The sequence below is a fragment of the Polymorphobacter fuscus genome (assembly GCF_011927825.1).
In the GTDB taxonomy this organism is placed as follows: domain Bacteria; phylum Pseudomonadota; class Alphaproteobacteria; order Sphingomonadales; family Sphingomonadaceae; genus Sandarakinorhabdus; species Sandarakinorhabdus fusca.
The window spans coordinates 2,184,418-2,197,493 of the sequence record NZ_JAATJI010000001.1; the positions used below are offsets into that span (position 1 = coordinate 2,184,418).

Annotated in this window: 14 protein-coding genes; 7 read left to right on the top strand and 7 right to left on the bottom strand. The window is 68.6% G+C overall.

Going from position 1 to position 13,076, the window contains the following annotated elements; all coding sequences use genetic code 11:
• Positions 1-64: 64 nt before the first annotated feature.
• From GGQ62_RS10370 to GGQ62_RS10395, 6 genes are all read left to right on the top strand, one after another.
• Positions 65-1,417, top strand: a complete 1,353-nt coding sequence (locus GGQ62_RS10370; RefSeq protein ID WP_152577383.1) for a M48 family metalloprotease — start codon at positions 65-67, stop codon at positions 1,415-1,417.
• A gap of 17 nt (positions 1,418-1,434) precedes the next feature.
• On the top strand, positions 1,435-2,199 hold the full coding sequence (locus GGQ62_RS10375) for a DsbA family protein (protein ID WP_243446086.1): 765 nt from the start codon (positions 1,435-1,437) through the stop codon (positions 2,197-2,199).
• Positions 2,199-2,933 carry a hypothetical protein gene (locus GGQ62_RS10380; RefSeq protein ID WP_152577382.1) on the top strand — a complete coding sequence of 245 codons (735 nt, stop codon included), beginning with the start codon at positions 2,199-2,201 and terminating at the stop codon, positions 2,931-2,933. Before GGQ62_RS10375 ends, GGQ62_RS10380 begins: the two co-directional genes overlap by 1 nt.
• The gene (locus GGQ62_RS10385) at positions 2,930-3,691 is read left to right on the top strand and encodes an alpha/beta fold hydrolase (RefSeq protein WP_167649576.1); all 762 of its coding nucleotides are present in this window, start codon (positions 2,930-2,932) and stop codon (positions 3,689-3,691) included. Before GGQ62_RS10380 ends, GGQ62_RS10385 begins: the two co-directional genes overlap by 4 nt.
• A complete protein-coding gene (locus GGQ62_RS10390; protein WP_152577380.1) occupies positions 3,688-4,665 on the top strand; it encodes a diacylglycerol/lipid kinase family protein in 978 nt (325 codons plus the stop codon). Before GGQ62_RS10385 ends, GGQ62_RS10390 begins: the two co-directional genes overlap by 4 nt.
• Positions 4,666-4,802: 137 nt before the next feature.
• Positions 4,803-6,014, top strand: a complete 1,212-nt coding sequence (locus GGQ62_RS10395; RefSeq protein WP_167649577.1) for a DUF2254 domain-containing protein — start codon at positions 4,803-4,805, stop codon at positions 6,012-6,014.
• 14 nt (positions 6,015-6,028) lie between these two features.
• Here GGQ62_RS10395 and edd read toward each other — a convergent pair whose 3' ends face one another.
• Positions 6,029-7,840, bottom strand: coding sequence for a phosphogluconate dehydratase (gene edd / locus GGQ62_RS10400; protein ID WP_152577378.1), 1,812 nt, complete (start codon positions 7,838-7,840; stop codon positions 6,029-6,031).
• Between the two features lie 114 nt (positions 7,841-7,954).
• Here edd and GGQ62_RS10405 point away from each other — a divergent pair, with 114 nt between their 5' ends.
• Positions 7,955-9,382: an MFS transporter gene (locus GGQ62_RS10405; RefSeq protein WP_152577377.1), complete on the top strand. Its 1,428-nt coding sequence runs from the start codon at positions 7,955-7,957 to the stop codon at positions 9,380-9,382.
• Here GGQ62_RS10405 and GGQ62_RS10410 read toward each other — a convergent pair whose 3' ends face one another.
• The 6 genes from GGQ62_RS10410 to dnaQ all read right to left on the bottom strand — a co-directional run bounded on the left by GGQ62_RS10410 (position 9,383) and on the right by dnaQ (position 13,006).
• Complete coding sequence (locus GGQ62_RS10410) at positions 9,383-9,865, bottom strand: MmcB family DNA repair protein (protein WP_152577376.1); 483 nt, start codon at positions 9,863-9,865, stop codon at positions 9,383-9,385.
• A 58-nt stretch (positions 9,866-9,923) separates the two neighbouring features.
• The gene (locus tag GGQ62_RS10415; protein WP_243446632.1) at positions 9,924-10,583 is read right to left on the bottom strand and encodes a cell wall hydrolase; all 660 of its coding nucleotides are present in this window, start codon (positions 10,581-10,583) and stop codon (positions 9,924-9,926) included.
• 200 nt (positions 10,584-10,783) lie between these two features.
• Positions 10,784-11,107, bottom strand: coding sequence for a DUF1491 family protein (locus tag GGQ62_RS10420; protein ID WP_152577375.1), 324 nt, complete (start codon positions 11,105-11,107; stop codon positions 10,784-10,786).
• Between the two features lie 10 nt (positions 11,108-11,117).
• The gene (locus GGQ62_RS10425; protein ID WP_243446085.1) at positions 11,118-11,603 is read right to left on the bottom strand and encodes a PTS sugar transporter subunit IIA; all 486 of its coding nucleotides are present in this window, start codon (positions 11,601-11,603) and stop codon (positions 11,118-11,120) included.
• A gap of 28 nt (positions 11,604-11,631) precedes the next feature.
• Positions 11,632-12,240, bottom strand: coding sequence for a ribosome hibernation-promoting factor, HPF/YfiA family (gene hpf, locus GGQ62_RS10430; protein ID WP_152577374.1), 609 nt, complete (start codon positions 12,238-12,240; stop codon positions 11,632-11,634).
• Positions 12,241-12,340: 100 nt separating this feature from the next.
• Positions 12,341-13,006, bottom strand: coding sequence for a DNA polymerase III subunit epsilon (gene dnaQ, locus GGQ62_RS10435; protein WP_152577373.1), 666 nt, complete (start codon positions 13,004-13,006; stop codon positions 12,341-12,343).
• Positions 13,007-13,076: the final 70 nt, after the last annotated feature.

Below are 13,076 nucleotides of genomic sequence, written 5' to 3' on the forward strand. Positions count from 1 at the left end.
CGCGAGCCAGCGGCGAGGTTGATACTTCACCACGGGTTCAGCTGTGCTAGACCAACGGCACGCCATGCGTCCGCTCCCCCGTCTTGCCGCGCTGCTGGGCCTTTTGGCGGTGCTGATGAGTCCGGTCCGCGCTGGCGCCCAGTCGATCCTGCGCGATGCCGAAACCGAACGCTTTTTCCGCGATATCTCGAAGGACATGGTCGTGGCCGCCGGGCTCGACCCCAAGTCGGTGCAGATCGTCCTGATCGGCGATCCCAGTATCAATGCCTTTGTCACCGGCGGCCAGAACATCTTCGTCCATTCGGGGCTTCTGGTCGCCGCCGACAATGTCGGCGAGGTCCAGGGCGTCATCGCCCATGAGATCGGCCATATCGCCGGCGGCCACAATGTCCGCTTCAACGAAGGCGCCGGGCCGGCGACGAGCATATCCCTGCTGTCGCTGGTCGGGGCGGCCGCCGCCGTGGCGCTGGGCGCCGGCGAAGCGGGCATGGCGCTGCTCGGGCTCGGCACCTCGGCGGCACAGGGCAAGTTCCTGGCCTTCACCCGCGACCAGGAAAGCCGCGCCGACCAGGCCGGCGCCCGCTATCTCAGCGCCGCCGGCGTTTCGGGGAAGGGTTCGATCAGCTTTTTCCAGAAGCTGCTGGGCCAGGAATTCCGCCTCGCCATCCCGCAGACCAACGAATATGCCCGCACCCACCCGCTGTCCGGGACGCGCATCGCCAATCTGGAAAATGTCTATGACAAGGACCCGGCGTGGAACCGGCCCGCCGACCCGGCGCTGCAGGCGCGGTTCCTGCGGATCAAGGGCAAGCTGGTCGGCTTTGTTGATTCGCCGACACAGGTGATGCGGACCTACCCGGAAAGCGACATGTCCGACGCCGCCCATTATGCCCGCGCCTATGCGCTGCATCGGTCGGCCTATCCCGACCAGGCGACGGCGGAAACCGACATGCTGCTGAAGAAGACGCCGAACGACCCGTTCGTGCTGGAACTGAAGGGCCAGATCCTGCTCGAATCGGGCAAGGTCCAGGCGTCGCTGCCAGTGCTGCGCGAGGCGGTGCGCTATGCGCCGAACGAGCCGCTGATCCAGACGCTCCTCGGCCATGCGCTGATCTCCACCGAGAATCCCGCCGATTTCGCCGAGGCGGAACCGTTGCTGCGCCGTGCCGTGGCGCAGGACCGCGAAAACCCCTTTGCCTGGTATCAACTTGGCGTCATCTATGACCGCAAGGGCGATGCCCCGCGCGCCGCGCTGGCGGCGGCGGAACGTTACAGCCTGGAAGACAATGCCAAGGGCGCTGCCGCCAACGCCCGGCTGGCGCTCGCCGGCCTGCCGCGCGGCAGCCCCGACTGGCTGCGTGCCGACGATATCGCACTGGTGGCGGACGATGCGCTGGGCAAGAAGAAGCGGCGATGATGGACAGGTTGAAAGCAATGATGACGAAGGACGTGCGGCTGGTCTGGGCGATCGCCGGGGCCCTGGCCGCCGGAGTCGCCGGTGCCGCACTGGCGGCAGCGAACCCGACCGCCGCAGCGCCCGCGGAAACCCCGGCAGGGCGGGCCGCGATCGAAAGGATCGTGCGCGACTATATCCTCGCCCACCCCGAGATCATCCCCGAAGCGATGACTCGGATGCAGAACCGCGAAGTCACCCGCCTGCTCGATTCGAACCGCAAGGAGATCGAGACACCCTTCGCCGGTGCCGTCGCCGGCAACCCCAAGGGCGATGTCTCGGTGGTGGTGTTCTTCGATTACGCCTGCCCCTATTGCCGCCAGGGCCATGCCGACATCGCCCGGCTTGCCGCCGGCGACCCGGGGGTGCGTGTCGTCTATCGCGACTTCCCGGTGTTGTCGCCCGCCAGCGAGGAAGCGGCGATGGCCAGCCTGTCGGCGGCGCAGCAGGGGCGGTATACGCGCTTTCACGATGCCATGTTCGAAACACCGGGCAAGGTCGCGCACGAACGCACGGTCGCCATGGTCCGCAAGGCCGGGTTGAACGAGGTGAGGACCGCAAAGGACCTCAATGCACCGGCGCTGAAGGCCGAAATCACCCGCAATCTCGAACTGGGGCGGGCGCTGGGGCTGACCGGCACGCCGAGTTATGTCGTCGGCAACCAGATCCTGTCGGGCGCCGTCGGCTATGACAAGCTGAAGGAAGCGGTCGCGGCGGCGCGCAAGCCGGCGGACAGCGCCGGCTGATGGCGCCGCCGCCTGCCCCCGAGAACCGGCCGCGGATCGATGTGCTGCTGGCGCTGTACCGGGCCGTGCAGGTGTTCTGGCTCGACTTTGCATCGGTGATCGCGGCCGGTGTGCTGCTCGTCACCTTGCCGGGGGCCCTGACTCATCACCTGCCGAACACCGCCGACTGGGGCACGTTGACGACGACGCTGCGCGGTGTCTGCGCCATGCTGTACGTCGCGCTGGTCAGCTGGGGCGTCGTTGCCCGCCTGGCCGGGCGCGCGCTGCCGCCGCGTCGCTATCTCAGCGAAGGGCTGGCGCGGGCGACGCCGGGTGTCCAGGTGGCGCTGCTGATCGGCGCCATGGTCGTCGCCGGGTTGACGCTGCAGCTGTTCGCCCGCCATGGCACCTTCGCCGGCTGGCTGCTCAATTCGCTGCTGCTGACCGCCGCGCTGCTGGCGGTGACGACGCTGATGCCGGCGGTGCCGGCGGCGGTGGTGGAGCGGCTGGGGCCGATGGCGGCGCTGCGGCGGGCGGCGGCGCTGACCGCGGGGCATCGCGACCGGCTGCTGGCGCTGGCGCTGCTCGTCGGGGTGACGCTGGCGCCATCGGCGGCGCTGGTCGCCGGGGTCGGCGGGTCGGGCGGCGGCATCTGGCTGCGGTCGATCTTCGAACTGGTCGCCTGGAGCCTTGCCGCCACGGTGCCCGCCGTGGTCTATGCGCTGCTGCGCGAACCAGCGAGAGAGAGCCAATGACCGATGTGGTGACGCGCGATGATTTCCTGTCGTTCGACGGGGTGCGCATCGGCTGGCACGAACTGGGGCACGGCCGGCCGCTGCTGCTGCTGCACGGCCTGTTCAGCTCGGGGGACATGAACTGGCGGCGCTATGGCGCGGCGGCGGAGATCGCCGGCGCCGGCCACCGGGTCATCATGCCGGATTTTCGCGCCCATGGCGTCAGCGCCGCGCCGCACGACGCCGTCGCCTATCCGCCCGATGTGCTGGCGATGGATATCGAGGCGCTGGTCAAGCATCTGGGAATCGATGATTTCGACCTTGGCGGCTATTCGCTGGGCGCGCGCACGGCGATGCGGCTGCTGGTGCGCGGCATGCAGCCGGGCCGGGCGATCCTGTCGGGCATGGGGCTGGCGGGGCTGACCGGGGGCACCGACCGCGCCGCCTGGTTCCTCAACGTCATCGCCAATGCCGACAGCTTCGCCTCCGGCACCGCCGAATATGCGGCCGCAGCCTTCATGAAGGCCAACAATATCGATGGCGCCGCGGTCGCCCATGTGCTGCGATCGCAGGTGTCGACGCCGGCCGACGCCATCGCCGCGGTCGCGACGCGCACGCTGGTGCTGTGCGGTGTCGACGATCGCGACAATGGCGCCGCGGCGGAACTGGCGATGACACTGCCCAACGCCGCGCTGGTCGAGATTCCCGGCAACCACATGAGCGCCGTCACCAAGCCCGATTTCGGCACCGCCATCGCCGCCTGGCTCGCGCACGCATGACCGGCGATGCCGGCTGGTCCGCCGCCGACGCATTGGCGGCGCGGCGCATCGCCGTCATCGTCAACGGCAAATCGCGGCGCGGGCGCGAGCTGTTTCGCGCCGCCTGTGAAGGCCTCGAAGCCGAAGGCTTCACGCTGACGGCCGCCCATGCGCTGCGCAACCCAAGGCTGCTGGGCACGACGCTCGACCGGGTCATTGCCGAAGGCTGCGACGTGATCGCCGTCGGCGGCGGCGACGGCACGCTGGCGATGGCGGCGGGCAAGCTGGCGGGCAAGCCGATCCTGATGGCGGTGCTGCCGTTCGGGACGGCGAACAGCTTTGCCCGCACCTTGGGAATCGCACCCGAAGTGGGTCCGGCGGTCGCGGTCATCGCCGATGGCGATGTGGCGCGCGCCGATGTGGTGGCGGTGGGCGACACGCATTTCATCAATTCGGCCACCATCGGCGTGCCGGCGCGGATCGCGGAGGATATTCCGCCGGGGCTGAAGCGCTGGTTCGGGCGCGTCGGCTATCTGCTGTACGGCTGCTGGAAGTTCCTGACCCTGAAGTCGTTCGAAGCGCGCATCGCCATCGACGGTCAGGCCGACGTCGTCGAACAGGTGCTTGAAATCCGCGTCGGCAACGGCGCCTTCGTCGGCGGGCTGCGCGTCATCGACGGTGCCGATCCGGAAAGCCGCGATGTCGTCATCCAGCTCGTCCGCGGCCGCTATGCCGCGGCGCTGGCCGGCGTCTGGGCGGCGAGTCTTGCCGGCTGGCGCCCGGCGCGGTCCCGGGTGCGCGAATTGCGCGCCCAGGCCTTTACCCTGTCGTGCACCCCCGAACAGCCGCTGTCTGTCGACGGCGAAACCGGCACCTGCACGCCGGTGACCTTCACCGTCGAGGCCGGCGCGCTGCACATCATCGTGCCCAAGGGATCGAACGCGACGTCACGCACCAGGGACGCCGGTACCGGCTTCATGGATGTTCTGGACTGAAACCCTGCGGCGTTGCAGGCGTTGCCCGTTGATGACATCGGACCGCGCCCCTTCCCACACCGCCGGATGCGGACCGACAGGCCCGACCATCGGCGCGCCGGCATGAGCGGCATCGCCGGCTGCCCGGCGTCGCCGCTTTGGCGCGGTTGCGCGACAAATACTGGTTCCTGCCGGCACTGGCGGCGCTGACGGGGTTGCTGGCAGGGATTGCGCTGGTCGCCATTGACATCAGCGTCGGTGATGATTGGCTCGGGCAATTCGAAACCCTGCACGGCAGCCGGCCGGAAGGCGCCCGCGCCATGCTGTCGACCATCGCCGGCTCGACCATCACCGTGGCCGGCGTGGTGTTTTCCATCACCCTGGCAGCGGTCACCTATGCCTCCGGCCAGCACGGCCCGCGCCTGCTGACCAATTTCGCCCGCGACCGCGGCAACCAGCTGACGCTCGGCGTGTTCATCGGCACCTATGTCTATTGCCTGATCGTATTGCGGACGATCCGCACCGCCGGCGAAGACGGCGGCGCCAGCGCCTTTGTCCCGCAGTTCGCCGTCTATGGCGCGCTCGGCCTGGCGCTCGCGTCGATCGGCGTGCTGATCTATTTTTTCCACCATGTCACCGACACCATCCATATCAACAACGTCATCGCCCGGATCGCGCGCGGGCTGATCGCCGAAATCCATCGCAACGAAAAAGATGGCCTTGCCGACACCGACGCGGCGCGCTTGTCCGACCCGCTCGACGACGTCGCTGTCGCGACACTGGCAGCCGATCGGGCAGGTTATGTCGAAAGTATCGACCATGAAGCGCTGGTGGCGCTGGCATCGAAGCACGACCTGAAACTGTGCGTGCAATGCCGGCCCGGCGACTTCATCCGCATCGGCACCCCCCTGCTCGCCATCGATGCGGCCCAATTGCCGGCGCACCGTGACTCGCTGCGCGATGCCTTCGCGATCGGAGACCGGCGGACCGACCTGCAGGACCTGCGGTTCGGTTTCGACGAGCTGACCGAAATTGCCATCCGCGCCCTGTCGCCCGGCACCAACGACCCCTTTACCGCGCTTGCCTGCATCGACTGGTTGACCGCAGCCTTGTCGGAGTGCGAACGAACCGTCGCACCGGCGGCGCCCACGCTCGGCACGGTCCAATCGCGCGTCTCGGCGATTTCGCTGACCTTCGCCGATTTCATCGCGGCGACCTTTGCCAAGATGCGTCAGCACGCGGCGACGGAAGTGCAGGTCAAATCGGCAACCCTGCACGCCCTTGAAACGCTCGCTGCCGGCGCGATGCACCCGGCCAACCGGGTGCTGCTGATGGAGGAACATGCACGGCTGGCGGCGACGCTGGCCTGACGAAGCGCCGGAGGCTAGAGCCCCGCCGCTGCCAGCATGGCCGAGGCGCCGCGTTCGGCATCGTCGGAATGGGCGCGCAGCAGGGCGAACAGCTCGCGGCCGGTGCCTTCGGGCTGCGGCGGAGTCGGCGCATCGCTGCGGGCGGCGAGGTCGGCGGTGGTCGAAAGCACGCCGGTCTGCGCGCACAGGCGCACCATGTCGCCGTCGCGCAGCCGTGCAAGCGCACCGCCGCCCATCGCTTCGGGGCTGACGTGGATGGCGGCGGGCACCTTGCCGCTGGCGCCCGACATGCGGCCATCGGTGACCAGCGCCACCTTGTGGCCACGGTCCTGCAGCACGCCCAGGCTGGGGATCAGCTTGTGAAGCTCGGGCATGCCATTGGCGCGCGGTCCCTGGAAGCGCACAACCACCACCACGTCACGGTCGAGCTCGCCGGCCTTGAAGGCTTTCAGCACGTCATTCTGGTCGGCAAAGATGCGCGCCGGCGCCTCGATCGTCCAGCGCTTCGCGTCGACGGCGCTGGTCTTGAAGATGGCCCGGCCCAGGTTGCCGGCAACCAGCCGCATGCCGCCATCGGGCGCAAAGGGCGTCGCGACCGGTGCCAGGATGGTGGCGTCGCCGCTGGCAGCCGGCCCATCGACCCAGGCCAGCCCGGCATCGTCCTTCACCGGCACCTTCTGCCAATCGGCAAAGCCGGCGCCGATCGTCGCGATATCGCCATGCGCCAGGCCGTTGCCGACGAGTTCGCGGATGACGAACCCCATGCCGCCGGCGGCGTGGAACGCATTCACATCGGCGGCGCCGCTCGGATAGATGTTGCAGATCATCGGGATGACGCCCGACAGCCGGTCGAAGTCCTCCCAGTCGATGATGATGCCGGCGGCGCGCGCCATCGCCGGCAGGTGGATGGCGTGGTTGGTGGAGCCACCCGTTGCCAGCAGGCCGATGATGGCGTTGACGATGGCGCGTTCATCGACGAGCAGCCCCAGCGGCCGCGGGTCGTCGCCGTGCCGGTCCATCGCCACCAGCCGGTGGATGGCAGCGCGGGTCAGCGCCGGGCGCAGGCCGTCGCCGGGGTTGACGAAGCTCGATCCCGGCAGTTGCAGCCCCATCATCTCGAGCATCATCTGGTTGCTGTTGGCGGTGCCGTAGAAGGTGCAGGTGCCGGGTGAATGATAGGAGGCAGCCTCGGCATCGAGCAGCTCGGCCTGGCCGATCTTGCCTTCGGCATATAGCTGCCGGACGCGCACCTTTTCCTTGTTGGGCAGCCCCGATGGCATGGGGCCCGCGGGCACGAACACCGCCGGCAGATGGCCGAAGCGCAACGCGCCGATGAGCAGGCCGGGGACGATCTTGTCGCAGATGCCGAGCAGCGCGACGCCTTCGAACATCGCATGGCTGAGCGCCACTGCCGTGCCCATGGCGATGGCGTCGCGGCTGCCGAGCGAAATGTCCATGCCGGCCTGGCCCTGGGTGACGCCGTCGCACATCGCCGGGACGCCGCCGGCCACCTGTGCCGTGGCACCGACTTCGCGGGCGAACAGCTTGATCTGTTCCGGGTAGCGGCCATAGGGCTGATGCGCCGAAAGCATGTCGTTATAGGCGGTGACGATGCCGATGTTCATGGCGCGCTCGGCGCGGATCGCCGGCTTGTCGTCGCCGGCGGCGGCAAAGCCATGGGCAAGGTTGCCGCATGACAGCCGCGGCCGCGCCGTGCCGGCCTCGCCTTCGCGGGTGATGAAATCGAGGTAACGCTGCCGCGAGACCGCCGATCGTTCGACGATGCGCGCCGTGACGGCGGCGATGACGGGGTTGAGAGGCGACATGGGATCTCCGTGGGGCAGCGGGGGGCGCTCGGCGATTGCCAAAGCGGCGCATTTGGCGATGATAGCAGCAACTGGCCCGAAAGTGGCCGGATATCATCGGGGAAGGATCGCGCGATGACAGCCATCGCCCTGCCGAAGGACGCGCCTGCAGACCTGCCCGGGGAGGCGCCGGTGCTGCCGGCGACCCGCCCCGGTGCGGCCGGTGCCTGGGCGCTCGCCCAGGCGGCGCGCGACCCCTATGTCATCCTCATCACCATCTACATCTTCGCGCCCTATTATGTGACGCGGGTGATCGGCGACCCGGTGGCGGGGCAGACCTTGGTCGCCGGCGCCAACAAATGGGGCGGCTGGATCGTCATGGCGACGGCGCCGCTGCTGGGCGCGACGATCGACCGGCTGGGGCCACGCAAGCCGTGGCTGGCGGCGGTCGTCGCGCTGATGGTGGCGATGACGGCGGCGCTGTGGTTCACCCCGCCCGGCGGCGGCGGGCTGTCGCCGGCGATGGTGGCGACGATCCTTGCCGCAATGACAGTGGCCTTTGCCTATCACGAGATGCTGCACAATGCCCTGCTGGTGCCGGCGGCGGGGCTGTCCGGCGCCGCGCGCGCGTCCGGGCTGGGGCTGGCGGGCGGCAATGCGATGTCGGTGCTGATGCTGGTCGGGGTGCTCATCGCCTTTGCGCTGCCGGGCAAGGTGGCGTGGGGCTGGCTGCCGGCGGCGCCGCTCTGGGGCCTCGATCCGGCGCTGGGGGAGCCCGACCGCGTCACCACGCTGATCGTGGCGGCGGCGATGGCAGCGTTCAGCCTGCCGCTGTTCCTGAAAGTGCCCGACATGGCGCGGTCGGCGCTGTCGCTGGGCGGCGCGGTGCGGACGGGCGCCGCCGACCTGGCGGCGCTGTTCCGCGGCGCGCGCGGGCATCGCAACGTGCTGACCTATCTGCTGGCACGGATGATCTTCACCGACGGGCTGACCGCCATCCTGGTGTTCAGCGGGCTGTTCGCCGCCGGCGCGATGCAATGGGCAACGCTGGAAATGCTTGCCTATGGCATCATCCTGTCGGTGGCGGCGGTCGTCGGCGGGTTGCTCGCCGGGTGGCTCGACGATGCCGTGGGGCCCAAGACCTCGCTCAAGCTGGAACTGGCGCTGCTGATCGTCTTCGAGGCGCTGGCGCTCGGCATGGGCCGCCACCGGATGTTCTACCAGCCATGGGATGGCCCGGCGCTGTGGGACGGGCCGATGTTCACGACGCTGCCGGAACTGGTGTTCCTGGGGCTCGGCTGCATCATCGCCATCACCGTGACGGCGGCCTATGCCTCATCCCGCACCATGCTGACGCGGGTGGCGCCGCCCGATCAGCTCGGCGTGTTCTTCGGCCTGTATGTGCTGTCGGGCAATGCCACCATGTGGCTGGGACCGTTGCTGATCGAGGCAGCGACCCGGATCGGCGGCAGCCAGTCGGCCGGCCTGACGCCGATCCTGGGCATGCTCGGGCTGGGCTGGCTGCTGCTGTTCGTGGTGCGCGGCGGCGGGCCGGTCAAATAGTCAGTCGACGCCGATCAACACGGCCTCGGGGTCATTGGCGAGCATCACGCGCAGCGCCGCGCGGCGGGCGAAGGCCAGCGTTTCGGCCTTGCGGCGCGCCGACGACAGCGGCACCCAGGGCGCTTCGCGAACCACTTCGGCATCGAAGCGGTCGGCGACGATCAGCCCGGTCCGGGCCGGGGCCAGGCTGTCGTCGGCGAAGGGCGCCAGGTCGAACCCGGCCGGCACCGCCCAGTAGAAGCGATCGCAATAATCCAGATATTCGGGCCATTTGCGATCCCCGCGCAGATCGGCGAGCGACACCTTGACCTCGACCAGCGTCAACCGGCCGGCGCCATCCACCCCCAAAATGTCGGCGCGGCGGCCGCAGCCCAGCGACACTTCGGCAAGCGGCGCCACGCCGGCACGAACCAGCAGCCGCGAGACGCCCCGCACGACGTCGACAGCGGCGAAGGGCAGAGCGAGGGCGGCGGCACCGGTCATGCTGGAAGCTTAACCGGAACAACAGGGGAACATCAACCCGGCAACGGCCGGGCCGCGATCAACGGTAGAAGACGTGGTTGCCGATCCGGGCGATCCGCGTCTTGCCGCGCCAGCCCGGCGACAGGCGCGCGGCGTGGAACGACACGGCGCGCGGGGCGATGGCGCGCCACAGGTCCTGCGCGGCGATGCGGGCGATCGCCTGGGCACGGCGCCAGTCGACGCCGACGGCGGGCGTGCGGCTGCGATCGAAGCTGAACTGGCCGGGCTGGTTGATGACGCCGCAGACGCTGTTGGCGTAACGGCCGGATTCGACCCGGTTGAGGATCACCTGGGCGACCGCGAGCTGGCCTTCGAGCGGTTCGCCGCGCGATTCGAAATAGACGGCGCTGGCAAGGCAGCGCAGATCTTCGTCTTCGGCCAGGTCGGTGGCGTTGCCCATGTCGCTGACCAGCTGCGCCAGCTTGTAGGGCGGCAGCGGCGTCGAAGGTGTGGCGGCGGCAGGAGTGCCGACGGCAGCGGCGGCGATGTCGGCCGGCAGGCTGGCGGCGAGCGCGGCGTTGGCGGCGCTGGTGTCGGTGGCAGTCATGGGAGCAAGAAGGCTGTCATCGACCACCGGGCCCATCTGGGCCGAACTGCTGGTCGATGCATCGCCGGCGGCGAGCAGGAGCGCGCTGGCGAGGGTCAAAAGGATCAGGCGGCTGCTGGTTGCACTGATCACGGGAACCGAAAAGGTCATTCAAACGTCAATCACACACGGCCTTGTCCGGGTCCGCCGTGGATGGTCCTTCCGCTCGTTTGGAAGGCCGCCATCCAGGGCTGGGCTGAAGTCCGGTCCGGTCCGCTTCGGTCACGCAAGCACGGCCCGCCCAAGGGCCGTGCGTTCAATGCGATTTCTGAACGATGGTTAAGGCCGGCCCGTCAATCGGACGAAGCCGTTTCGGCGACGAAGCGTGCGGCGTCCGGGATATCCAGTTCAATCACCCACAGGTCCGGATCGCGCTTTCGCGCGCGTTCGACCCAGCTATCGACGGATTCGCCGCTGGCCGCCGTGCGCCATTCATAGCCGCCGGCAAGGGCAAGCACCGGTTCCAGCACCTGGGTTTCACCGCGGTCACGCGTGACGATGGCGATGCTGCCGGCGGTCGCGTCGCCACGCGCCAGCACCGTGGCGAAGCCGCCGGCGGCAGCGACACGGCGCAACAGCGCCGCCACGCGGATGCCGCTGGCCAAGCGCGCCGTCATCGCCGGCCCGTCATGCCGCCCGCCTCGATGCCTCCTCGACAACGGCAAGGGCGCGGCGCAGCGCCGTGGCCGAACCGGCGGCGCGCATCGCATCGAGCCGGGCGGGGTCGCGCAAGGTCCGGCTGATCCGCGCCAGCGCCTTGAGATGATCGGCGCCGGCAGCTTGCGGCGACAGCATCAGCACGGCGATATCGACAGGTTCGCCGTCGAGCGCGGCAAAGTCCAGGGGCGCTGCCAGGCTGGCGACAACGACAATGATACCGGAAAGCGCCTCGATCCGCGCATGCGGGATCGCGGCGCCGCCGCCGAAGCCGGTCGATCCCAGCGCCTCGCGCAGCAGGACATGTTCGAGAATGGTATCGGCCGACAGGCCGGCCGCGGCGGCAGCCCGCTCCGCCATCGCCGCCAGCAGGGCCGCCTTGTCCGTCACGGCCAGGCCGACCATCAAGCCGTCGGCATCCACCAGATCGTCGAACCCGGTAACATTGTTCGTCATGACACTCACTTTCGCCTTCGCTGGCGCCTCATTTGGCAACCCCGGCCAATGCGCGGCGCGGTTCCACCCAACCGATGCTTCCGTCGTCCCGGCGGTAGACCATATTATGGTCGCCGCTCATGCTGTTAACGAACAAAAGTGCGTTGGTGTTCCGCAGGTCGAGCATCATTACCGCATCGCCGACACTGGCTTCGGGAATGTCGACCCGGGTTTCGGCGATGACCAGCGGATGGTCGCCCTCGGGCTCGGCTTCGTCGGGCACGGGTGCGAAGATCTTGTAATCGGCATTGTCGAGGACCGCGATGGCGGCGCGCTCGGCGGATCGCTCGGCGCCCGGGCCATGGCGGTCCTTCAACCGGCGCATGTAGCGGCGCAGCTGCTTGTCGATCCGATCGGCGGCACCGTCGAAGGCCGGATGCGCTTCCCCGGCGCGGTTGGTGCTCTTCAGGATGATGTCGGACATCACGTGCATGACGATGTCGCAGGAAAAATGCCCGTGCGGCGCCGGCGCCAGCGTCACCTGGGCGGAAATGGCGCGCGGGAAATATTTGTCGATCATCGCATTCAAACGCTCGCGAACGTGCGTGCCGAAGGCGCTGCCCGTGTCGACCTGGTGGCCTGAAATGCGAATGTCCATGCTCAACTCCTGTGGCTCAGCCGCCCGCAGGCGGGGCGGTGGCTCTAGTCTCGCGCCGATAGGGGGTCAATGCCAAGTCCTATCGGGGGAATTGCATGCTTTACTGCAGCCAGACCGGGTCCTTGAGGGTCGCGACAAAGGCCGCGTGACGCTCCAGTTCCTCGGGCAGGGCGACATGGTCGCGGATGCCGAAATTGACCCGGTCGACGACCAGCTCGACCTCCACCGCCTCGGTGGCAAGGTCGAAACCGATCTGGCGGCCACCGGTCAGCTCGACATAAACCCGCGCCAGCAACTCGGCGTCGATCAACGCGCCATGCTTGGTGCGCCCCGACAGGTCGATGCCATAGCGGCTGCACAGCGCATCGAGCGTGTGCTTGGCACCCGGGTTGATCTTGCGCGAAATCTCCAGCGTGTCGATCGAGCGGGTATGCGGGATCAGCGGCAGGTTTGCCCGCTTCAGCTCGTAATTGAGGAATTCCATGTCGAACGCCGCATTGTGCGCCACCAGCGGCGCATCGCCGATGAACGCCAGGAATTCGTCGACCACCATCTCGAACACCGGCTGGCCGGTCAGGAACGCCGTCGACAGGCCATGCACCGCCTGGGCATCCTTGGGCATCGCCCGGCACGGATCGATATAGGTGTGAAACGTGCGACCGGTGACGACCTTGCCGATCATCTCGACGGCGCCGATCTCGACAATGCGATGACCATCACCCGGAAAGATGCCGGTGGTTTCCGTGTCCCAGACGATTTCGCGCATGGCGGGGCTGTAGCGATTTTGCGGCGTTTTGAGAAGAGCCCCCGGCAGGGCAGGGGGTTACCCCCTGCAC